A 22,192-nucleotide genomic window follows, 5' to 3' on the forward strand; every position below is an offset into this window, starting at 1 on the left:
GCTTGTTCGATTTTTTTCGTTCCGGCGGCCGGTCCCGGCTTCAGGGCTTCATCTCCCCCGGCGTGACGCCCCAATATTTGCGGAATACCTTCGTAAAATAGCTCACGTCCCGGTACCCGGTCAGCATGGCGGCGTCGTACACCTTGGCGCCTTTGAGCAGCGCGGCTTTGGCGGCTTCCATCTTGCGCTCCAGCACGTACGTGGAGAACGGCTTCCCGGTCTCCTGCTTGAACAGTCTGCTGAGATAGGACGAATTGACATACAGCCGGTCCGCGACCGTATGCAGGGTGAGCTCGGAGTCCAGCTCCTTCTCGACGATGTCCAGGATCGCCCGGACCGTATAATGGCTGACGCATTGGCGTTGGTTCTGCACGTAGGCGGCAATATGGCGGACCGTGCGGTTCAGCCATGCCTGAATCTGTTCTTTCGTCGCCAGCTGCAGCGGATTCTGGAAGAATACGTAGTCCTCCCCGGTCACTTCCTTGACCCGCCAGCCTTGGCGCTGGATCGTCCGGGTCAGCAGGCTGACGAAATAGAGCACATGCTCGTGCACGTCGTCCACGGACCCGGCCCGGCCCATTCCTTCCGCCCACAGCGCGGAAGCGAGCTCCTCCGCCTTCACCGGATCACCTGTTTCCAGCGCGATCTCAAGCCCCTTCTCCAGGGTCGGCTGCAGCGTCAGCGCGGAGGTTCCTTCCGGCTCCTCCCGGTACGGAATCGCGATATCCCGTCCGTACACCTTGCGGCACAGCAAAGCTTTGCCGGCTTGCGCGTACAGCTTGTGCAGCTCCTCCGGCCCCCCGGTCGTCCCGCAGATGCCCGCGCTCGCCGTAAGCTTCAAACATTCCTTCACCTTGCCGAGCAGCCGGGTCACGGTCGTGTGCGCATGCAGCAGAACGCCGTTCGGGTCCTCTCCCGGGCCCGCATCGAACAGGATGACGGTACGGCCTTCCGGATCGGTAAAGCTGCAATGCCCGGACGGTTGAAGCAGCTCGCTTACGATGCTGTGAAGAGAAAATAAGAGAAGCTGCCGGTCGTTCGGGCCGAAGCGGGTTTCCTCTTCGGGGAGCGGGTCCATATCGAGCACGGCGACCGCAAGCTGCCGGTCCGGCTTCAGGTCGAGCTGCACGTCTTTGCCGTACTGCATCGCTTCGCGCAGGCTGTAAGCCCCTTCCGCCCAACGCCGGAAGAAGCTGTTGCGCAGCTGCGGCAGATGCTGCCGCCATTTCTCCTGCAGCATCGCCTGATTGCTGATCCGGTCCAGCTCCTGCCGAAGCTGTTCGGCCGCTTCCAGCACGGCTTTCAGGATTTCGGCGTCCCCGGCGGGCTTCAGCAAATACTTCATCACTCCGACATCCATCGCGGCTTGAGCGAATTCAAAGTTATCGTGCCCGCTCAGGACGATCAGCTTCACCAGCGGGTCCAACTCCTGCAGCTTGCGGGCCAGCGTGATGCCGTCCATCTGCGGCATCTCGATATCCAGCAGCACGATATCCGGCTTCTTGCGTTCGAAGAGCAGCAGCGCTTCGAGCCCGTTCTCCGCCGTGCCGATCACTTCGATACCATGGTCCTCCCATGGAATATGGTGCATCAGGCTGTTGCGCAGGCGGATCTCGTCTTCGACAATAAATAAGTTCATGTCAGCTTCACCTCTTGCTGCAGCCCGGGGCGGGCCGGCTCCGGCTCGTGATTCTCCTTGCACTTCTCCAGCGGAAGAATCAGCGTCGCCGTCGTCCCCTCGCCCTCGGCGCTGCATAGTCGCAGCCCGGCCCGTTTGCCGTAAACGATGAGAATGCGCGACATGACGTTGCGCAGGCCGAACAAGTCCTTGGGATTGCTTTGCTTATACGACAGCGTCCCCGATTCGGAAACGGCCAGCTTGGCCAGTTCGCTGCGGATATGCTCCAGCCGTCCGGGTGGGATGCCGGTCCCATTGTCCTGCACGGTCAGCATCAGACAGCCGTCTTCGATCCGGCCGGCGATGAGCAGACGACCGTCTCGGCGCTTCTCCAGCCCGTGAAGAATCGCATTTTCCACCAAAGGCTGCAAAATCAGCTTCAGCACGGGGACGTTCTTGCATTCCTCGGCCAGCTCGTAGCTGACCATGAACGAATCGAGAAAGCGGAGCTGCTGCACCCGGATGTAGTAGTGCAGGTGGGTCACCGTTTCCTCCACGGTGAACGTTTCCCGTCCTTTGCTCAGGCTGAGCCGGAAGAAGTTCGATAAATTCAGCACCATTTCGCTGATTTCGTCGGCGTCGTAATTTTTGGCGGTCCAATAAATCGAATCGAGCGTGTTGTAGAGAAAGTGCGGGTTAATTTGCGACTGTAAAAATTTTAGCTCCGTGTTCGCCAGCTGCAGCTGCTGCTCGTAGTAATTTTCGATCAGATGACGCTGGTCTTCGACCATCTTGTTGAAGGCCCGGGTCAAGTAACCGAGCTCGTCGGCCCGGTTGTTCTCCAGACGGACGTTAAAGTTGCCGCTTCCGACCCGCTTCATTCCTTTCAGCAGACGCTGCACGGGTGAAGCGATGCCGCTGTACACCCCCCATGAAATAAGGCAAGCGAGTACGAAACTGATTCCGATAATAATGTAGGTATACATCCGGTTTTGATTCGTTTCCCGGTACAATTCTTCCTTCGGCTGGGACAGCACGAGAGACCATTTGTAGTAGGCCGAGTCGACCTTCGTCGAAATTTCGGACCCGCTTCCGCTGGCTTCGTCCGCGCTGGTCCGCGTCCGGTCGGCGCTTTCCGTTCCCGTTACCAGGTGCCCCTTATCGTTATAAAGGGCGATTTGCGCTTGAGGCGACGGCAGCAGCGACACGAGCAAATCGAGCAGCTTGTCTTTGTTCAGAGTAATCATGAGCAGATTCGGCTTGCGGTCCGGGTTGTTGAGGTCCATCGTACGGACCAGCGTAATACTGTCCGTACCCATGACGGAGCCGAACGTCTGCCGTTCCGGAAACTCCATGTCGGGCATGACGTAGGTAATGGCGGTGCCTCCGGCCTCGGCAAGCTCCTGCAGCCGCAGCACCTGAAGCGGATGCTCGATCTGCTTGCCTCCGTTAGTGGCGTTCAGCAGCATCCGGGAGGAAGCGTGGTATAGCGAGATTTGGGAGACCATCGGGCTGATCGAGGTGATGCTGGAAAGCTCCTTCAGGACATCGGCAAAGTTGATATACGATTGCGCCGTCAACTCCGGTCCCGTCTCGTTCAGCAGCCTCACAATGTTGTTGTTCGTAGCGGCCAGCGTGGAGATTTGCTCGACATTTTGCAGCGTGACTTCGATATAATCCATCGAAGAGGTCAGCGCGCCCTTGGTCCGCTCCTCGGTTTGCTCCAGCAGGATGCGCTGGGAACGGAAGTTGACGAACAGACTGACGATGACGAGAGGGACCAGCACGAGGACGAAATACACGGTAAGGCGAAGCTGGATTTTTTCCGAATACCGCTTGTACAACCAAGACCACAGCCGCATCAACGCACCTCCTGCTGCTTTTGATACCACTCGTTGACTTCCTTCGTAATCTCGTCGCCGCCCTCCCGCCTCCACCAATCGGCGTACGACTCGAAGCGGTCCAAAGGAATGACGCCGACCACCATCTTGACGAATACGTCGCGGAGCGCGGACAGCTTCTTCTTGTGCTTTTCCATCGCGGGGGTAGGGGGCCCCTGGAATTCGTTGCGAATGATATTCCGCTCGACCGTCTGAATGTTCGAATACAGCTGGAAGCGGGAGCCGAGCGAATCGAGCCGCTCCTTCAACAAGGCAGGGGTAGGGACATCGGCAAGCGAGGAGTACATGCCCCGGTACAGATGCTTGTCATGCTCCGCGAAGTTGGTCACGATGCGCCCGTCCTGCCGGCTCCAGACCTGGTTCCGGAAGCCGAGCTTCAGCTCGCGGTTGCCCTCCCCGGCGATGAAGTTCAGCATTCGGATGACGGCCCCGGCCTGCCGGCTATGGGCAGGAACGACCTGATACTGGCGGATCAACGAAGTCTCGTAGGTGCCCTTGCGGCCCGCAGGTCCCACAGGATAATCGAGGGGAATCCAATCAGCCTGCGGGTCGTTTTTCCGGTTTAGCTCTATTGGTCCGCGCGTATCGTACCAGGTCGCCGAGAACAGCCCGACGTGGCCGGAGGCGACCTTTTGATCGAGGTTCCGGTTTTTGTTGATCGGAAATTCGGGATCGAGGAGCCGCTCCGAGTACAGGCGGTGGAGGAAAGTAAGCGCTTCCTTCGTTTCGGGCAAAATGTCCGCGTAGACCAGCTTGCCGTCCCGTTCCGTCCATTGGCCGAGCTGGACGCCGAACGCCCCGAAGAAAGGGGAGGAGCGCCCCAAATTTTCCATCAGGGGCAGTCCGAGCGTATCGTCCTTGCCGTTGCCGTCGGGGTCGTTCCGGGCGAACGCCCGAATGACCTCGTAGTATTGCTCCAACGTTTGCGGCGGCTTCAGGCCGAGCTTGTCCAGCCAATCCTTCCGCGCGTACATCAGCTCGGTGCCGCGTACTTCGTTGACACTGGGAACCGCGTAGATTTTACCGTTGAACGTGACTTTATCCCATGCCTCCTGGGGGATGCCCGCCTTCAGCGCGGGACCGTAGCGGTCGATCCAATCGTTCAGGGGCTGGAGGACGCCGCTCTTGGCATAATTGGCAACCCAGACGTCACTGAACAAGCTCAGCATGTCCGGGGGATTGCCGGATGCCATGAGCGCGTTCAGCTTCACCTCGTATCCTTCGGAAGGCGGCACAATGACGCGGATATCCAGATTCGTCCGCTCCTTGATGTAGTCGAGATACGGATTACGGTTCTCGTTCAAGCCCGCCGGGAACGTAAATCCCAGGCTGTTCAGAACGACGGAGACCGGCTCCGGCGGGACGGCTTCCGGATGGCCGGCCCGGTAACATGAAGTCAATCCGACGATGCCAAGGATGGATGCGAGCTGCACGAAGCAATGCATCCGTTTCGCCTTCAATGCCATCAACTCCTTTGGAAAAGGTGGTTTGGCTTGCAAGCCAGCTTACCCCTCGCTCCGAAGCACGCTTTTGACCGCCTCTTGCCAGATGTCCTCATAGTTGAATTTGAAGCCGATCATCATAAAGTTGCCGATGTTGTCGATGACCATGGTGAGCATATGCGCTTTGGCCGTAATCCGCTCGCCCGGGACGACGCCAAGCTTCGCGCCGTGCGTCAGCAGCTCCTCGAACCCGCTGGCGAACCCTTCGGTTACCGCATGGAACCGCTGCTCGTATTTCGGCTCGTTGCGGGAGCCCCGGATCAGGTATTCGTTCAGGATGCGGGGGAAATATTCGTCCTGCCGCTGCTCCTCGATCATGCGGCAGCCGTCCGCCAGCAGCTTTGCTTCGAAGTTCTCTTTTGTATAGTCCCGGATGGAAAAGGATTTCGAAAAATCGATTTCCTTCGTGATTTCATCGAAGAGAACGTCGATCAGCATATCTTTGGAAGCAAAGTGGTAGTAGATCGCAGGCTTGGAGATTCCCACTTCTTTGGCGATCATGGACAGGCTTGTTTTGTCAAACCCGTGCTCCGCGAACAGCCGGTAGGCGGTTTCCAAAATTTTGGCGTAGGTTTCGTTGATAACAATCACTCCGTCAATCGTTTTGTCGTAGCATGCCCGAAAATTCCCATTTCCCAATACTTCTGCATCTTCATGTTAAAACCCTCCTTTTCGGATGGGCGACATTCGGCCGTAGGTCAACGTCCGCCAGATCCATTCCACAGGTCCGAAACGGTAACGCTTCAGCCACAGGTTGCTGAACAGAACTTGCGCGCCAAACACGGCTGCGGCGATCGCAAGCCCGCCCGCCGGTCCGACCTGTCCGTACAAGCCCAGTCCGTAGCTGTAAAAAATCCACGTGCAGACGACGGATTGGCCGAGATAGTTGGTGGCCGCCATGCGGCCGACTGCCTGCAGCGGAGCCAGCAGCCGCCGCCAGAGCGGAATTTGCGCCAGCAGGAGGATGGAGCAGATATAGAACAGGCTCATGACGGGGCCGGTGAGCCAAAGGCCGATAAATTCCACAAATTTGTAAGCAGGCTCGCTCTTCTCGAACATCAGGGCCGGCAGCAGGAGAGGCAAGCCGAGGGCGAGGCTTCCGATCCATACCTTTTGCACTCGTTTCCGGTGCTCGGCAACATGCTGGAAAACGCCGGTTTTGCCGGCATAGGCCCCGAGCAGGAACATGGCGAAGAGCACCGGAGAGAGGGTCAAATAGCCCGCCAACGCAATCTGCCAATCGAACGAATTTTGAGCGAAGATATCCTTCCAGCTCCCTTGGCCGTAAGCCTGCAAGGACTGTTCGATCAGCGCCGGGGCCGCTGCTTTGAGCTGCGGGTCCCCGAATATTCCGGGCCCCTCAAGCAGGCCTGCCGCCGTCAACAGAACTGCCGGGACCAGCAGCAGTCCGCAGGCCCACCGCAGCAGCGTCCGGGGCGCCCGGCCGCGGAAGAAGATCAGGAAGAAGCCGAGCACCGCATACGTGACCAGAATATCGCCGAACCAAATGAAATACGCGTGAATCAGTCCGATGCCGAGCAGCACCAGCAGTCTTCTTGCAAAGAGAGCAAGGGGGCGGCCGCCCTTCTGCTCGGCGCGCTGCACGAAAATCATAAAGCCCAGGCCGAATAAGAACGAAAACATCGGGCGGGACTTGTCCTGGGCTACGAAAGCAATGAATGCTTCCGCCATGCGATCCCACATTCCCTCCCACCAGTTCAGTTTGAGCTCCGATACGTAGATGACCGGGTAAGAGAAAACCTGCATGTTGACGATCAAGATGCCGAGCAGCGCGATGCCGCGGATCAGGTCGAGCTCTTGAATGCGATCGGCTTGCTGCGTCGCCGCAGGGAGCGGGACGGTTTGGCCTTGACGATCCTGAAGGGGATTCACATGGATCTACCTCCATACATTGAAATTTAACTTTTGTTTACCGACCGGTAAGTAAATTTTATATGCGTTTGGAAATAAAAGCAAGCGTTATGATCTATATTCCTATGGTGGACAATGATCCTAAACTAAACGTTCCCTTGACCGGCCCGATTTCCAAGGATATCCTATTCAAATACGTTTTATTTATTTTCCGTCATCAAGGAGTGCGCAATGAGATTTCAGGATTTCCATCCAAATGTTAAACTTCGTATTATTATGAGCTTTTTGACCGGGGCGCTCGGCAGCATGGTCGTGCCGTTCATGTCCGTTTATTTTGCCAAAACGCTGGGGGCGACGGCCGCAGGTCTCGTGGCGATCCTCAATATCGTGGTGGGGCTTGTCTGCGCCACACTGGGCGGCTATTATGCGGACCGGGTCGGACGCAAGCGCATGATGCTGATCTCCGAAGCGGCGACCGCCGCAGCATACCTGGTCATGGCTGCCGCCAACTCGCCGTGGTGCCAATCGCCGGTCGCGACGCTCGCCATGACGGTTGTCGTCAGCGCGAGCTGGGGACTGCACAAGCCCGCCATGGAGGCGATGTTGATCGATGTGACCGAGCCGCATGCCCGCCAGGCGATGTACCGGATTACGTATTGGACCAACAATCTGTCCATGGCCGCAGCGGGAATGATCGGAGCGTTTCTGTTCGCGGATTACTTGTTCGAGCTGTTCCTCGCCGTCGGGCTTATGACGTTCGTTTCCTTCGCCGTCACCTGGATTTTCATCACCGAAGCCTGGAAGCGGCCCGATGGCGGGCCAACCGGGGCGGCGGAGCCGACGAAAGGCAAGCTGTGGGCCAATTACCGGCAGGTGCTGCGGGACAAAGTGTTTATGGTCTATGTCGGCGCCTTTATGCTGCTTCTCTCCGTGGAAATTAATTTAGTCAACTACATCGGGATTCGTCTGGAAAAAGAAATGCGGTTGACGCCGTGGCTGCCATGGACCGACTGGCAGATCGACGGTATGCAAATGCTGGGGGTGCTGCGGACCGAGAATACGCTGCTGGTCGTTCTGCTGTCGCTTGTGATCGGGGCGCTGATCAAGCAGCGCTCGGATTCGCGGATCATGTACGCAGGGCTTCTGCTCAACGTCGCCGGATACAGCTTTCTCGCCTGCAGCAACCAGCCGGCGCTGCTCGTGCTGGTAATGTTCGCCGCGACCGTCGGCGAGCTGATTTACGTCCCGCTCAGCCAGGCGCTTCTGGTAAACATCGTGCCGGACCACGCGCGCAGCTCTTATATGGCGATTAACGGCATGGCCTACCGGGGAGGCATGATGCTTAGCGGAATCAACATTATACTTGGAGGCATGCTGCCGGGCTGGGGGATGGCGCTTATTATTTTCATGACCGGGATGGCCGGGCTGCTGATGCTTCGTTCCGTGATGCCGGCGTTGGAGAAAGCGAACGGCCGGTCGACGGTGCCGGGAACAGTCGTATCCAAACCGGTTTAAACCAATTTCGAACAAAGGAAGGGAAATTTTCATGCCGCATATCGTGGTTAGAGGGATACCGGTAGAACAGCTCAAAGAGATCAGCACGGCTTTGGTGGAGGAATTGGCGGCCATTTGCGGCTGCGGCACCGACAATTTCATGATCGAGTGCTTGCATACGACGGCCGTCTTTCAAGGAAACGAAGTGGAATCTTATCCGTTCATCGAGGTAGCATGGTTCGAGCGGGGACAGGAGGTGAGGGACCGGTTCGCGCAAGCGATTGCCCGTCATGTTTTATCGTTGGGCATCCCTGAGGTGGAGACGGCGTTCATAGCGTATCGGCAAGACAGCTATTATTTGAATGGGGAGCGCTTTTTCGAATAATGGGATAACAAGGCTGACCCTATCGTTTTCTACAGGGGCCAGCCTTTTTGATGCGCAGCTCCTATCCAACGGAACTACTCGTTTTTTGCAAACCTTAGCTTAAGCGTCACCGTCCGTCCCGCAGGCAGATGCACGATGCGGTGCCGGGCCGTTTTATCCGGCGCTTCGGACAAGCTGACCTCGCCTGCCGCCTCTTGCAGCGCAAAGGGAAATTCCACCTCCACCGTCTGCGCCCGCGCCGAAACGAAGGACACCTCGGCGGTTCCTTCCGCCAAGCTCCAAGCCATCGACACCTCCGCGCCTCCCCGGCAGCGGAGCCCGCGGAACCGGCCTTCGCGCCATGCGTCCGGCAGTGCGGGCAGCAGCTTGATGACGCCGGGGGCGGAGAAGAGCAGCATCTCCTGCATGGCGGCGGTCCAGCCGAAATTCGCGTCGATTTGGAACGGCGCGCGCTTGCCTGCAATGCTGATCCCCTGACGCCGCCAATCGTTGTGGTACGTGAACAGATTGTCGCCGAGGCAGGAACGGCTCAAGAGCTCAAGACATTCCAGCGCCCGGTTCCCGTCCCCGAGGCGCGCGTACAGATTGGCCATATGGGCGAGCGACCAGCCGGTTTGATCCTGAAGCCCGATCACCAGCCGCTTCTCCACCGCCTTCCGGCACGCCTCGAACAGCTCCGGCTCGCTTCCCGGCGTAATTTCGTATCCCGGGAACAGCGGGTACAGGTGCGACAAATGCCGGTGATGGTAATTGTCTTCGAAATCCGGGTGCATCCATTCCTTGAGCGCGCCGTCTTCGTTCACTTGATACGCCGGAAGCTTGCTGAGCATTGCCCGCCACTTCGGCAGCGATTCCGCTTCGATCCCGAGCTCCTCGCACGCTTCGCACAGATGCGTCAGCACTTCCTTGGCGACGGCAAAATCCATCGTCGCGTTGATGCAGACCGCCACCGTGCCGCTGCCCTCGAACGCGCCGTTGGCGCAGTTTTCCGGCGAATTGGACGGGTAGGACTTGTAACGCCCGTTCTCGTCTTCCACGAAGAAGTCCTCATAGAACAACGCGCACTCCTTCAGAAACGGTACGGCCCGCCGCTCCAGAAACGCCCGGTCTCCGGTAAACAGCCAGTAATCGTAAAAATGCTGCGCCAGCCAGCCCGCGCCGGCGGAAAAATAGACGACGTGTGGCTGCAGGTTTTTCTTCAAGCCGGAGTCCGGGGAAGCGAACAGCGGGCTGAGAATGCCCCGGCATCCGTACCACTTGCGGGCGTTCGTGCGCATGTCGTCCAGCAGCGACTCGAAGAGGTCGAAGAACGGCAGCGCCGTCTCCGCCATATGGCCCGGCAGTGCCTGCCAATAGTTCATCTGGATATTCTCGTTGTTGAAAAAAGCGCTGCTCCACGCCGGCGCGTAATCGCCGTTCCAGACGCCCTGCAGATTGGCGGGCAGCCCGCCGGGTCTGGAGCTGGAGAGCAGCAGGTAGCGGCCGTAGTCGTACATGCGCTCGATGAGCGCCGTCGGGACGGTGCCGCTGTAGGCGTCGAGCAGCAGTTGCTCGTTGCCGGCGTCCGCGCCTTCGGACACGCGTAAATCCAGCTCGGCGCGGAGAAACAGCGCGCGGTGCTCGGCCGCATGGCGCTCGAACAGCAGCGCATAGTCCGCCGGCAGCTCGCTCAACCCGCTCGTGAGCGGGTCCAGTGCGCCCGGTCCGCCGAGCTTCGGGTCGATGCGGAGCAGCACCGTAACCGCGTCGGCGTCTTCTACCTGCAGCCGCTGCTCCCGCACATAGCGGCGTCCGCCGTGAACGACGACCCGTGCGGCGGCGCCGTATGGTTCCAGCGCCTCGGCATACTTGCCGATCGCGCACAGCACATCGTCCCGCACGAACCGGTTGTGCGAGAAGCCGCGCTCCGCCGCCGCCTCCGGGTCGTGCACCGTCAGCTCCAGCGCCGCCCGGAGCGTGCCCGGCGCCGAGCTGCGCACGGACAGCACGACCGCTTCGTCGGTGCGCGAGACGAACAGCCGCTTCGTGAGACGGACATCGCCTTCGTTCCAGCCGACGGCAATCTCGCCCGTCTCCATATCGAGCGTCCGTTCGTAGGCCTTGAACCCTTCCGCAGGCTCCAGGAACACCTTCAGGTCGAAGCCGGGTTGATACATGGCGGTGTTCGCGAAGTAGCCGGCTTCGCGCATCCGGCCGGGATACAGCCGGTTCGCTTCCGCATAGCGCCCCGCATCGAGCAGCGCCCGCAGCTCGGGCAGGTGAACGGACAGGTCCGGCAGCTCCTTCGTCTTGGCCCCGTACCATAACGCTTCGTGATTGACGAGAATCGTGTCCTCCTGAATATTGCCGTACACGAGCGCGCCCAGCGTTCCGTTGCCGGACGGCAGCGCGTCCTGCCAGCGGACGGCCGGTTTGGCCATTTTCATCACATGCTTTCGGTAAGCGGTACCATCCGGGTGAAGCCGGGTTGTGCTTGTCTTCATCGTCTTTCGTCCTCCTTCGGGCTCACGGCACAGGCATAGGGCTGATGCAAAAAAATGAATTATCTGCAACGTTTCTGCAACGTTTCTGGATTTTTATGCTATAATACAACGAAAGCGATAGAACATGCAACTGCATAATTTACGAAATAGAGTTCAGCAGAGGGGGAGTGGCAATGTCCAGATTGGACGAGGTAGCCAAACGGGCGGGCGTATCCAAATCGACCGTATCCCGGGTCATTAACAACAGCGGCACCGTATCGCCCGCGGCCCGGCAGAAGGTGCAGGAGGCGATGCGCGAGCTGCATTTTCATGCGGAGGAGCTGAAGCGCTCGCCGGACGGCAGCGCGATGATCGGCTTGATTCTGCCGTTCGGCAAGCACATTGCGAGCCATTCGTTCGGCATCGATATTATGGCCGGGGCCGAGGAGAAGGCGTTCGAGCAGGACTATATGATTCTGATCGGCAATTCCTACGGGGGCCGGGAGGTCGCGCTGACGACGAAGATGATCAACCGCGGCGTGGAAGGAATCATCGTGCTCAGCGGCGATCAAAAGAACCGTGAGCATGCGGAGCTGCTGGCGGCAAGCGGCATTCCGATGGTGCTCGTCGACCAGAAGCTGGAAGGCGTGGAGGCGCATTTGGTACGAGGAGACAACTTCATGGGCTCCGTCGCGCTGATGAACCATCTGCTCTCGCTCGGCCATCGGCGCATCGCTCTGCTTTCACCGAACCGGCATTATACGCACCGGGAGCGGGTGAAGGGCTACCGCTTCGCGCTGACGGAGCAGGAGCTCCAGCTGCCGCCAAGCTATGAGGTGCTGGTGGAGAGCGGCGTTGCGGTGGAGACGGAGCTGCGCGCTCTGCTGCGGAGCGAGGACCGGCCGACGGCGGTCTATGCGGCCGATCCCGGGCAACTGGGGGTGCTTATCGGGGTTGCGAACGAGCTTCGGCTGCGCATTCCCGAGGAGCTCAGCGTTGTCACGTTCGACGACACGTATGCGGCGCTGCCGGAAGGGTATGCCGGCTTTTTTACGTCGGTCAATCAGTCCGGCAAGCTGATGGGGAGCATGGCCGTGGAGCTGTTGTTCCGGCAGTGGCGCGACCCGGAGCTGGGCGCGCAGGAAATCGTGCTGCCGGGCAAGCTGAACGTCCGCCGGTCGACCCGACAGTTGTAGCCGGACGGTACGGTGTTTCCGGATACCGCAGTTCATCACCGGGAAGGAGCTGTGACGCTTGCGCAGAAACTGGTTTCAACGGCTGCTGCTGTCGTATTTGCCCGTCTTTTTGTCGGTGGCCGCCGCCTTGATTCTTCTCTCCGTCTTTTCCGCGGGCGAGCTGGCCAAGAAGGAAGCCGTCCGCGCCAATCAGGTGTTTGCCCGGCATGTACTGCAGCTTGTCGACCAGACGATGCGGGCGGTCGACCGGCAGCTGATCAAGGAGATTCAGACGAACGAGAAGCTGGCGGGCTTCTACAACGGCCGGGACTCGGAGCGAACGGCGCTGGACCTGTACGAAACGTCCGGCAAGCTTCGGGAAATCATCGTCAATACGCCGTTTATCGATTCGATTTATTTGGTGCGTGCCTCCGACCGGACGGTGCTCAGCCCGAATCTGATGGCGGGCATCGAGCAGTTCGGGGACCGGGAATTCATCCGTGAAGCGCTGAACGGGACCGGCGGAAGCCGCTGGACGGACGCCCGGTCGTACAGGGAATTCGACGATCAGGGACAGCCGGTCACCGTCGTGTCGCAGGTACGCAAAGTGCCGCTGCTTGGCGGGGAGAAGGGAATCGTCGTCGTCAATGTCCGCACGTCCGCTATTGCAAGCGCTATCAAGGAAATGACCGAGTCCGATGTCAGCTTCGTCCGCTTGCTGGACGGAGGCCGCCGGACGCTGGCGTCATCCCGGGAAGACGGGGCGGCGGTGCTGGCCTCGGTCACGTCGGAGTATACGGGGTGGACCGTCGAAAGCGGTCTGCAGAGGAACCGTTCGGCGTTTGCCGGGTTTTCGTATACGTCGCTGTGGTCTCTGCTTCATGTGGGGCTGGTCGCGGCCGGGGCCGTCTGGATCGTGCTCGTCACCCGCCGCAATTACCGGCCGATCCGCTCCATTCTGGATCGGATCGACGCTTACGCTTCGCAGCGGAACAGTGCTTTTGCAGGCAGTCGGGGCCTCCCGGATCAGGATGAGTTCCGGTTCATCGAGACGGCGCTCGACGATCTGGTGGAGCGGACGATCAGCTACCGGAAGCTGCATGAGGAAGACCTTATTTTTCGCAAGCGCAACTTTTTTCTGGAGCTGCTGGAGGGCGGCAGCCCGGTGACGGATGAACGGTTTCAAGCGGAAATGCGCCGCTTCGGCATGCCGGAGCGGACCGCGGCATTGGCGATGGCCGTGGTCGAAATCGATAAATATGCCGAGCTGTGCAGCCGGTACAGCCGGCGCGATCAATATTTGCTTAAATTCGCGCTGAGCAGCGTCATCGCCGAAATTGCGCAGCAGTCCGGCCTTCCGGCTTGGATGGAATGGACCTCGAACCGGGAGCTGAGCGTGCTGCTGCATCTGCCGCCGGAGGCGGAGGATACAGGGGCGGCGGCGAGCATGTTCGAGAACGTGAAGCAGTGGACGAACCAGCATTTGTCGTTTACGGTCACGGTGGGGCTCGGCACGCTGGCGCTGCGGCTGGACGAGCTTCCGGGCTCGCATGCCGAAGCGTTGGAGGCGCTCAAATACAAATCGGCGCTCGGAACCGACCGGATTATTGATGCGTCAAGCATCCAGGCGAAGACGCAGGGCGAGGTGTACAAGCATTTGCAGCTTATGCGATCGATCGCGCAGCGGTTCCGCGCCGGGGAAGCCGGATGGGAAGCGGAGATGAACCGGCTGTTTGCCGAGCTGAAGGAAGGGTTGTTTTCCGCGGACGACGTGTCGGCCGTTCTGCACTCGCTGATCTATCATCTGCAGCGCGAAATGACGGAGCTTCCGCCGGAATTCGGCCGGCTGTGGAACGACGAGACGCTGCCGGAGCTGCACCGGGCGATCGGGCAGTCGGATACGCTGGACGAGTGGCGGGAAAGGTTCGCCGTCATTCTCACCGCAAGCGCCCGGCGGATGGAGGCGCTGAGAACGGCGCGCACGAACCATACGCTCATGCTGCGGATGAAGGACTGCATTCACGAGCAGTATGCGAACCCGAATTTGTCCCTGACTTTTTTGGGCGGCGAGTTGAATGTCAGTCCGAAGTATTTGAGCCAAATGTTCAAGGAAGCCTTCGGCGTAAATTTTCTCGATTACGTATCGGAGCTGCGGATCAAGGAGGCGAAGCGGCTGCTGACGGAAACGGAGGAGACGGTGCAGGACATCGGGGCCCGGGTCGGGTATCCGAGCGTCCGGTCGTTTTTGCGCGTGTTCAAGAAAGCAACCGGGGTGACGCCCGGGGAATTCCGCAAAAAATAGCGGCCGGCAGCGCCAAAACTGAAAAATGACCGGCGCACGGAAAAATGTCCTCCTCCCCGAAGCATCGGCATTTTCGCCCGTTCGGCGGAAAAACGCGACCTCGAAGAATACTGTCCATTGTGCCGCAGCGCCCGGCCGGGGTACATTCGTTTCACTACACGAAAGCCGAGGTGAATCGATGGAACAATCCATGCATCCCGCGCCGATCTCGCTGGAGCGCAGCAAACAGGTCGCACGGCTGCGGCGCAGCCGAACGTTCAGACGCAATGTCCCGCTTCTTCTTATGTTTCTCCCGGTCATCGCGTTCTACGTCGTGTTCAAGTACATTCCGATGGCCGGAGTTGTTATCGCTTTCAAAAGCTACAACTTCGCCGACGGCATCTGGGGGAGCCCGTGGGTCGGCCTGAAAAACTTCCAGCTGCTGTTCAACAATCCGAAGTCGCTGCTCATTATCCGCAATACGTTGATGCTCAGCCTGCTGCATATTGTTGCCGGGTTTCCGTTCCCGATCCTGCTGGCGATTATGCTGAACGAAGTGAAGAAGGCATGGTTCAAAAAGTCCGTGCAGACGCTCGTGTTTTTGCCGCACTTCTTATCGTGGGTCATCGTGGGCGGCATCGTCGTGACGTTTTTTTCCCAGCAGTCGGGCGTGATCAATCATTGGATCGCCCAGTGGTTCGGGCAGCCGTTTCCTTTCTTGTACAACGAGACGTCATGGGTGGCGATCTTCATCGGCTCGGGCATTTGGAAGGAAGCGGGCTTCAGCGCGATCATTTATTTGGCGGCGCTGTCGACGATCGACCCGAGCCTGTACGAAGCGGCCAGCATCGACGGCGCAAGCAAATGGCGGCGCATCTGGCATGTGACGCTGCCCGGCATCTCGCCGACCGTGGTGCTGATGCTGATCTTGGCGATGGGCAAGGTGATGGAGGTCGGGTTCGACCCCGTGTACACGCTGCAAAACTCCGTCGTCGCCGACGTATCCGAAGTCATCAGCACGTATATTTACACGCTCGGCATCCAGAAGGGGGAGTTCAGCCTGACGAGCGCGATGGGCTTGTTCGAATCGGCGGTCGGGCTGGTGCTGGTGGTCACTTCGAATGCGATTGCCCGGCGGTTTAACCGGGGACTATGGTAACGGCAACTGTATTTTAGATGGAGGAGGCTGTAAGGCTATGAAACCTACGACCGGAGAAAAATGGTTCCTGGCCGTCAACGCGCTGCTGCTGTTGATTGCCGGACTGAGCTGTCTGCTGCCGCTGCTGCATATCGTATCGGTTTCGTTCAGCGAACCGCATGCCGTTATGTCCGGCGCCGTGGCCTTGTGGCCGCAAGGCTGGACGCTGGAATCGTACGGCCTGCTGCTTCGCGGCTCGAAAATCGTGAGCGCTTTCACAAACAGCGTCGAGCTGACCGTCGTCGGCGTTGCGCTGAGTATGATCTTCACGACGATGGCCGCTTATCCGCTGTCCCGGCGCTATTTTTACATGCGGCGTTTTTGGACGCTGGCGATCGTGTTTACGATGCTGTTCAGCGGGGGCTTGATTCCGGGCTACCTGCTGCTGAAGCAGCTCGGCCTGATCAATACATACGGCGCAATCTGGCTGCCGGGTCTCGTCAGCACGTTCAACATGCTGATCATGCGGACGTATTTCGAAGGCATCCCTGACGAGCTGGACGATGCGGCCCGGATGGACGGCTGCGGGGAATGGCGCTATTTGCTGCGGATCGTGCTGCCGCTGTCCGTGCCGGTGATTGCGACGCTGTCGATTTTTTACGCAGTCGGGTATTGGAACTCGTTCTTCCAGGTGCTGATGTATATTAACCAGACGAGCAAGTTCAACCTGACGGTGCTGGTGCAGCAGATGATCCAAAGCCAGTCGCTGATGCAGGAGATGAACGCCAGCGACATGCAGGCTTTCATTACCCCGGAGGGGATCAAGACGGCGGGCATCATCGTCATGGTGCTGCCTTTGCTGCTGGTGTATCCGTTTATGCAAAAGTATTTTATCAAGGGCGTCATGATCGGTGCGGTGAAAGGCTAGCGGTGCAGAGGGGAACATAAGAAAAGGGGGCTGGCAAAAATGAGTACACGCAGAGGAAAGAAGCGGTGGAGCGCCGGAGCGGCGTTCGGATTGGCGGCAACGGTCGTCATGGCGGGCTGCGCCTCGCCGGGAGCCGGAGGCAGCGGAGGGGCCGGGAACGGGAAGAAGCCGGAGCTGTCCGCGACGATTTACGACCGGGGGGCCGTTCCCCAGAACGAAGGCACGATTGAGAAAAACCGCTGGACCGATTGGATCAACGCGAACGGCCCGGCCAACGTCACGTTCGTCGCCATTCCGCGCAACGAAGCGACGCAGAAGCTGACAACGCTGTTCGTGTCGGGCAGCGCGCCGGACCTGGTGTTCGAATTTTCCTCCGTGCTGCGGAGCCAGCTGTACGCGCAGAAGCAGCTGATGCCCGTGGACGACATGATCGAGAAGTACAGCACGACGTACAAGGCGCTGCTTGAAAAGTATCCGGTGCTCAAGACGGTGGCGAAGATGCCCGACGGCAAAATGTATGCGTTCGGCAAAGTCAACGGCCTTCAGACGAACCACGCGCTCTATATGCGCGCGGACTGGTTGAAGAAGCTGAACCTGCCGGTGCCGAAGACGACCGACGAGCTGTTCGAGGTGCTCAAGGCGTTCAAGGAGAAAGACCCGGATGGCAACGGGAAAGCCGACACGTACGGCACGTCGCTTGCCTATATTACGAATCAGGTGCTGAATGCGATGTTCCAGAACTCGAAATGGGTCGTGGAGGACGGCAAGCTCATCCATGACTGGGAGCGGGCCAAGGCGGCGACGGCGTTCAAGAAGCGGCTCTATGACGAAGGCATCGTCGATAAGGATTATTTGACGGATAAAGCCGGACAGAAGGCGCAGCAGGACTGGGTGAACGGGAAGCTCGGCATGTGGGGCGGACAGACGGGCGGTCCCGGCTGGCTGCAGGTATACGAGTCGCTGAAGAAAAACAATCCTTCCGCCGAGGTAATCGTCATTCCGCTGCCGAAGGGGCCGTACGGCCAGTTCAGCCCGATCATCAACAACCCGGTGCAGCTTACCGCAATGGTGAACGCGCAGGCCAAAAACCCGGAGGCGATCATGAAATACGTGGACTTCATCTCCTCCGAGCAAGCCGGGAAGACGCTGGGCTACGGCATCGAAGGCACGCACTATACGACGGGCAAGAACGGCTGTCCCGCTTTTGTCGACAAGGACAAGGCGAAGGAAGTGACTTATGCGAGCGACTACCGGATGCTGTACTCCCCGGTGCTGGAAGGGAAGTGCGGCAAATACGCGGAAACGCTGAATCTGGACAACAAGACCGAGAAGGAATATTACGACCTGTTAAAAATGGCCGATGAGGCATACTTGACGCCGGAGCGTCCGATCGCCGACATCACGAACCCGGAGCATATGCCGACGCTGCCGCAGGACCTGCAGCTCATCTCGACGAACACGGACAAGATCATCAACGATCTGTGGATCAAGGCCATTGTCAGCGGCCCTTCGTATACGCCGGAGCAAGCGATGGCGGAAGCGAAGAGCACGTGGGAGCAGGCCGGAGGCAAGCAGGTTGACGACTGGTATGCCAAGTGGTATGCGGAGAACAAAGACACGGCGCTGCTGAAGGATAAGCTGTACGAGTTTAAGTAATCTGCGCGATGGGCCTTGGGAGGATGCTCCTGGGGTCTTTTTGTCTACCATTTTACAGGAAAATACAGTATGATAAGTGTAACCAAGCTATATAGGTGGTATGTTCTTATGAAACCTAAAGCATTGATTACCGCCATGTGCGTATCCATTGCGACCGTAATTCTCATCTTGTTTATGTATGATTACCTGGGTCGGCGTGCCGCCGACGCGCTTAATTCGCAAGGGGAGGAAGCGGAAAGGCTCAATATCCGGCAGCAATTTTTGCAAGAGCTTTCATCGAAGGAGCAATTGTCTCAAGCGTCCGTTCAACAAATCTCGGGACACTACGATGTCAAAGTAAAAGATTATTATGTAAAGGTGACTTACAAAGACGAGCCGGATGTCGTTTATGTTTACGATAAAAACGCCAAGGAAGTATTCGTCCTCACGCATATTTTAGCCGAAGGCGCAAGCAAACCGGACGAACCCTTTAAGCACAAGCATCGCTTTTCGCCGGTTCCTTAACGGTAAACCTATGCATATCGCGGGCTATCTGTAAAATTTAGAATTAATTAACATCAAATATGGCATGATGAAGGGGACTCCGGACAACAATCGGACAGCGCGACTCGGCGAAGGAGGAGGACGAGAGGAGGAACCTGAGCAATGGTATTGATCAATTGTCACAAGTGCAATCGGGTTATGGTGGATGAGCTGGGGGACGGGACGCTGAGAATCCGCACCCGCATTTTGCTGGCCCGGCTGAACGGGACGGGCGTGCAGGCGGTGTGCCCGCAGTGCAAGAATTACTGGTCCAAATTGCAAATTAAGAAGCAGTTGGATAGCATAAGAAGCGGCGTCCCGGCATGTGCGCAGCATGCTCGCGGGGCGCCGCTTTTTTTAGAAAGAGACTAGCTTTGCGCCTTCTCCGGAACCGTATGGATGACGACGCCTTCGACCTCCTGGGGATTTTTCAGCAGGTGAAAAATCGGACATACCCGTTCCACCGCCTCATGAAGCTCGGCGATCGTCTGCTCCGATTCCGACGAGACAATGTGCAGCTTATACCGGATGTTATGCGGGTAAATCGGGATATGCTCGAAGCCGGGCTGCCCGGCCAAGACATGCTGCTCCCCGGTCACTTCCACCTCTAACGACTCCAAGGATACGCCCCGTTCGGCGGCTTGAATCAAGGTGATGTGCGTCAAGCAACTGCCGAGCACGCCGAGCTGAAGCTCCGGCGAAGACGGTCCGAGATTGTACCCGGCAAAGTCCGGCGGACTGTCGCTAATGATCTGAAAATCGCGGATGCGGATTTCGCGCACCCCGCTTCGCCCGGCGGCTCGCACATTCGCTTTGATCGCCTGCCTGGCGGTTTCCGGCTGTTTCAAAGCCTGCTCGTTGCGCTGCAGGCTCGCTTCCCGTTTTTGAACGAGATATTCGTTCAAGGTGGACATCGTTCATCACTCCCATACGATTGAATTTGATTCCCAAATAAAAAGACTCCATCATTATTCGGCCAAGTCACGTTTCCGGGTACGGTCGAATACATGGAGCCTCCAAGGGCATGGTGGGCTGGTTGGAATGATTTGTTGTTACAAAATCAAGGTGATTTACTAAAATGTAGCATCAAATGGCGGAGGAAGCAACTCGAAAAATTTTAAAGGGTCCAACCGAAATTTTTAAGTTGACGCTGGCAAGAGCTGCCTGTTAAAATAGCACCAACACCAAAAGCATATTAAACCTATCGGAATTTGTCTACCGGACTGCCGGAGGCATGACGAACCCGCATTTAGGATCGCAATTGCGCGGGTCGTTGTGTCTCTTTTTTTGCATTCTACCCAACCTTACCCAACCTTACCCAACCTTGGAGGATGAAAACGATGGCTAACGAAAATCAATGGCAACCCGAAACTTTGGCGGTTCACGCCGGGCAGGAAATCGATCCGACGACGTTCTCCCGTGCGGTCCCGCTGTACCAGACGACTTCGTACGGCTTCCGGGATACGGAGCACGCAGCGGACTTGTTCGCCTTGAAAGAGTTCGGCAACGTCTACACGCGGATCATGAATCCGACCACCGACGTCTTCGAGAAGCGCGTTGCTGCGCTGGAGGGCGGGGCTGCTGCGCTGGCGACGGCTTCCGGGCAAGCGGCGATCACGTACTCGATCCTGAACATTGCCTCCGCCGGAGACGAGATTGTCTCGGCCACCAGCTTGTACGGCGGCACGTACAACCTGTTCGCCTCCACGCTGCCGAAGCTGGGCATTCAAGTGAAGTTCGTCGATCCGTCCGACCCGGAAAACTTCCGCGCCGCCATTACGCCGCAGACGAAAGCGCTGTACGCCGAGACGATCGGCAATCCGAAAGGGGACGTGCTGGATATCGAAGCGGTGGCCCGCATCGCTCACGAGAACGGTATTCCGCTTATCGTGGACAATACGTTTCCGAGCCCTTACCTGCTGAAGCCGATCGAATTCGGCGCAGATATCGTGGTCCATTCGGCCACGAAATTTATCGGCGGTCACGGCACATCGATCGGGGGCGTTATCGTCGACAGCGGCAAGTTCGATTGGACCGCGAACGACAAGTTCCCGGGACTGACGCAGCCTGACCCGAGCTATCACGGCCTCGTTTTTACCGAAGCGGTAGGGCCGATCGCTTATATCATCAAAGCCAGAGTGCAGCTGCTGCGGGATCTCGGGGCAACGCTGTCGCCATTCAATGCGTTCCTGCTGCTGCAGGGGCTTGAGACGCTCCACCTGCGGATGGAGCGCCACAGCGCCAACGCGCTCAAAGTCGCCCGCTTCCTGGAGAAGCACGAGGCGGTCGATTCGGTACAATACCCGGGGCTGGAAAGCCATCCGTCCTACGCGCTGGCCCGCAAATATTTGCTCAAGGGCCAGGGCGCGATTCTCACGTTCGAGGTTAAGGGAGGCGTCGAAGCAGGCAAAAAGCTGATCAACGCCGTGAAGCTGTTCTCCCATCTCGCCAACGTCGGCGATTCCAAATCGCTGATCATTCATCCGGCCAGCACGACCCACCAGCAGCTCTCCGGGGAGGAGCAGCTTGCCGCAGGCGTTACCCCGGGCCTGGTCCGTTTGTCCGTCGGCACGGAAGCGATCGACGATATTTTAGCCGACCTGGAGCAGGCGCTGCAAGCGAGTCAGGCGGAAAGCCGGGTGTCGGTTTAACGGTAAGAGATGAAAATCCGCAATGCGAGGTATTTGCTCGTGTTGCGGATTTTTTATGACAAAATTCGACAAAAACAGTCAATGCTTTCTAGGTAACATCCTATTATAATACGTACATATGGTCCAATAGTTACATCTTTCGACATACGACTTATACCGATGAAATATTTTTGTACATTTTACTTTACGGAAGGAGATCAACGGCGCGGTGCAAAGAAGTACGATATCTTTTCAACATTTTGTGCTCATTGCAATGGTTTTACTTGCTATTTTTTTATTTCCTGAATTAACAAGGGCCGAAACTTACTATGATTACAAGGATTCGAAACTGCTGAATATTTACTCAAAAGATAACGGGAAGTTCTATAAAGCGACATTTACATATGATAAGAACGGAAACATCACGGATAAAAAAATGGTCCCCGCCAACGCGATTGATTACCCTGCCGAAACGAGTTATTCGAATGCATCTTATGATATCGTTCTTTTCAATGTTGATCCAAAGGCTACGCAGGTAGAGTTCCCGACATGGACGGAGAACAATGGTCAGGACGATGTAATTTGGCATCAAGGGGAAAAGGTGGGGGGCGGAATATGGAAAGTGATT

General features: G+C 57.9%; 18 protein-coding genes. 11 read left to right on the top strand and 7 right to left on the bottom strand.

Annotated elements, in window-relative coordinates; genetic code table 11:
* Positions 1 to 40: 40 nt before the first annotated feature.
* The 5 genes from PEH01S_RS20270 to PEH01S_RS20290 are packed head-to-tail and all read right to left on the bottom strand — an operon-like array spanning position 41 to position 6,914.
* Positions 41 to 1,639, bottom strand: coding sequence for a response regulator transcription factor (locus tag PEH01S_RS20270; RefSeq protein WP_127487687.1), 1,599 nt, complete (start codon positions 1,637 to 1,639; stop codon positions 41 to 43).
* Complete coding sequence (locus PEH01S_RS20275; protein WP_127487689.1) at positions 1,636 to 3,480, bottom strand: sensor histidine kinase; 1,845 nt, start codon at positions 3,478 to 3,480, stop codon at positions 1,636 to 1,638. The genes PEH01S_RS20270 and PEH01S_RS20275 overlap by 4 nt, the downstream gene beginning before the upstream one ends.
* Positions 3,480 to 4,985, bottom strand: coding sequence for an extracellular solute-binding protein (locus PEH01S_RS20280; RefSeq protein WP_127487714.1), 1,506 nt, complete (start codon positions 4,983 to 4,985; stop codon positions 3,480 to 3,482). The genes PEH01S_RS20275 and PEH01S_RS20280 overlap by 1 nt, the downstream gene beginning before the upstream one ends.
* Before the next feature lie 39 nt (positions 4,986 to 5,024).
* Positions 5,025 to 5,660 (bottom strand): TetR/AcrR family transcriptional regulator, encoded by a 636-nt coding sequence (locus tag PEH01S_RS20285; protein ID WP_275452142.1) that lies wholly within the window; start codon positions 5,658 to 5,660, stop codon positions 5,025 to 5,027.
* A gap of 18 nt (positions 5,661 to 5,678) precedes the next feature.
* Positions 5,679 to 6,914, bottom strand: coding sequence for a DUF418 domain-containing protein (locus PEH01S_RS20290; RefSeq protein ID WP_127487691.1), 1,236 nt, complete (start codon positions 6,912 to 6,914; stop codon positions 5,679 to 5,681).
* A gap of 210 nt (positions 6,915 to 7,124) precedes the next feature.
* Here PEH01S_RS20290 and PEH01S_RS20295 point away from each other — a divergent pair, with 210 nt between their 5' ends.
* Both PEH01S_RS20295 and PEH01S_RS20300 read left to right on the top strand, forming a co-directional pair.
* Entirely contained in the window at positions 7,125 to 8,408 is a 1,284-nt protein-coding gene (locus PEH01S_RS20295; protein WP_127487693.1) for an MFS transporter, read from the top strand.
* A 31-nt stretch (positions 8,409 to 8,439) separates the two neighbouring features.
* Positions 8,440 to 8,772 carry a DUF1904 family protein gene (locus PEH01S_RS20300; protein ID WP_025848001.1) on the top strand — a complete coding sequence of 111 codons (333 nt, stop codon included), beginning with the start codon at positions 8,440 to 8,442 and terminating at the stop codon, positions 8,770 to 8,772.
* 74 nt (positions 8,773 to 8,846) lie between these two features.
* Here PEH01S_RS20300 and PEH01S_RS20305 read toward each other — a convergent pair whose 3' ends face one another.
* Positions 8,847 to 11,255 (bottom strand): glycosyl hydrolase family 95 catalytic domain-containing protein, encoded by a 2,409-nt coding sequence (locus tag PEH01S_RS20305; RefSeq protein WP_127487695.1) that lies wholly within the window; start codon positions 11,253 to 11,255, stop codon positions 8,847 to 8,849.
* A 173-nt stretch (positions 11,256 to 11,428) separates the two neighbouring features.
* On the opposite strand from PEH01S_RS20305, the gene PEH01S_RS20310 reads away from it, so the two are divergent.
* The 7 genes from PEH01S_RS20310 (at position 11,429) to PEH01S_RS20340 (ending at position 19,306) form a co-directional block, all read left to right on the top strand.
* Positions 11,429 to 12,430 (top strand): LacI family DNA-binding transcriptional regulator, encoded by a 1,002-nt coding sequence (locus PEH01S_RS20310; RefSeq protein WP_127487698.1) that lies wholly within the window; start codon positions 11,429 to 11,431, stop codon positions 12,428 to 12,430.
* 58 nt (positions 12,431 to 12,488) lie between these two features.
* Positions 12,489 to 14,711, top strand: a complete 2,223-nt coding sequence (locus PEH01S_RS20315; protein WP_127487700.1) for a helix-turn-helix domain-containing protein — start codon at positions 12,489 to 12,491, stop codon at positions 14,709 to 14,711.
* A gap of 178 nt (positions 14,712 to 14,889) precedes the next feature.
* Positions 14,890 to 15,849, top strand: a complete 960-nt coding sequence (locus PEH01S_RS20320) for an ABC transporter permease (RefSeq protein ID WP_246063010.1) — start codon at positions 14,890 to 14,892, stop codon at positions 15,847 to 15,849.
* A 37-nt stretch (positions 15,850 to 15,886) separates the two neighbouring features.
* Positions 15,887 to 16,756 (top strand): carbohydrate ABC transporter permease, encoded by an 870-nt coding sequence (locus tag PEH01S_RS20325; RefSeq protein ID WP_127487702.1) that lies wholly within the window; start codon positions 15,887 to 15,889, stop codon positions 16,754 to 16,756.
* Between the two features lie 39 nt (positions 16,757 to 16,795).
* Positions 16,796 to 18,412 (top strand): extracellular solute-binding protein, encoded by a 1,617-nt coding sequence (locus PEH01S_RS20330; protein WP_127487704.1) that lies wholly within the window; start codon positions 16,796 to 16,798, stop codon positions 18,410 to 18,412.
* Between the two features lie 108 nt (positions 18,413 to 18,520).
* Positions 18,521 to 18,916, top strand: coding sequence for a DUF3139 domain-containing protein (locus PEH01S_RS20335; protein WP_025848011.1), 396 nt, complete (start codon positions 18,521 to 18,523; stop codon positions 18,914 to 18,916).
* 141 nt (positions 18,917 to 19,057) lie between these two features.
* Positions 19,058 to 19,306: a hypothetical protein gene (locus PEH01S_RS20340; protein ID WP_127487706.1), complete on the top strand. Its 249-nt coding sequence runs from the start codon at positions 19,058 to 19,060 to the stop codon at positions 19,304 to 19,306.
* On the opposite strand, the gene PEH01S_RS20345 is transcribed toward PEH01S_RS20340, so the two are convergent.
* Positions 19,303 to 19,848 (bottom strand): OsmC family protein, encoded by a 546-nt coding sequence (locus PEH01S_RS20345; RefSeq protein ID WP_127487708.1) that lies wholly within the window; start codon positions 19,846 to 19,848, stop codon positions 19,303 to 19,305. The genes PEH01S_RS20340 and PEH01S_RS20345 overlap by 4 nt on opposite strands.
* 426 nt (positions 19,849 to 20,274) lie before the next feature.
* Here PEH01S_RS20345 and PEH01S_RS20350 point away from each other — a divergent pair, with 426 nt between their 5' ends.
* Together PEH01S_RS20350 and PEH01S_RS20355 are read left to right on the top strand one after the other, a co-directional pair.
* The gene (locus PEH01S_RS20350) at positions 20,275 to 21,585 is read left to right on the top strand and encodes a homocysteine synthase (protein WP_127487710.1); all 1,311 of its coding nucleotides are present in this window, start codon (positions 20,275 to 20,277) and stop codon (positions 21,583 to 21,585) included.
* Between the two features lie 208 nt (positions 21,586 to 21,793).
* Positions 21,794 to 22,192 (top strand): GBS Bsp-like repeat-containing protein (locus PEH01S_RS20355; RefSeq protein WP_174807150.1); only part of this gene is annotated, 399 nt, incomplete at its 3' end.

The organism is Paenibacillus ehimensis NBRC 15659, from assembly GCF_004000785.1.
Lineage (GTDB): Bacteria > Bacillota > Bacilli > Paenibacillales > NBRC-103111 > Paenibacillus_G > Paenibacillus_G ehimensis.